This window comes from Planctomonas deserti (assembly GCF_003067705.1).
Lineage (GTDB): Bacteria > Actinomycetota > Actinomycetes > Actinomycetales > Microbacteriaceae > Planctomonas > Planctomonas deserti.
Map to the genome: position 1 here is coordinate 1 of NZ_QANL01000075.1, position 654 is coordinate 654.

General features: G+C 66.1%; 1 protein-coding gene. It reads left to right on the forward strand.

Going from position 1 to position 654, the window contains the following annotated elements; genetic code table 11:
* Positions 1-654: Mur ligase family protein (locus DAI20_RS19615; RefSeq protein WP_240606144.1), on the forward strand; the 654-nt coding region annotated here is incomplete at both ends.

Genomic DNA, 654 nt, shown 5'->3' on the forward strand with positions numbered 1-654 from the left:
GTTTCCTGATCGGCGGCGTCTCCGAGGATTTCGGCGTCTCTGCCCGCCTGGGCCAGGGCCGCGAGTTCGTGGTCGAGGCCGACGAGTACGACACCGCCTTCTTCGACAAGCGCAGCAAGTTCGTGCACTACCGGCCGCTGGTGGCCATCCTCAACAACCTTGAATACGACCACGCCGACATCTTCCCGGACGTGGCCGCGATCCAGCGCCAGTTCCATCACCTGGTGCGCACGGTGCCGGCGCGCGGCCGACTGATCGTCAACGGTGAGGATCAGCATCTGGCCGAAGTGCTGGCGATGGGCTGCTGGACCCCGGTCGAGCGTTTCGGATTCGATCCTTCGCTGGAATGGCATGCCGAGCTGCTGGCTGCCGATGGCAGTGCATTCCGTGTGCACCATCGTGGGCAGGCGCTGGGCGATGTGCAGTGGTCGCTGCTGGGCCGCCACAACGTGCTCAACGGCCTGGCCGCGTTGGCTGCCGCACATGCAGTGGGCGTGGCACCGGCCGAGGTGATCCCGGCATTGGCACGCTTCCGTAGCGTCAAGCGCCGTATGGAAGTGATCGGCAGCCATGACGGCATCACCGTCTACGACGATTTCGCCCACCGCCCGACCGCGATCGCCACCACGCTGGAAGGCCTGCGTGCCAAGGTGG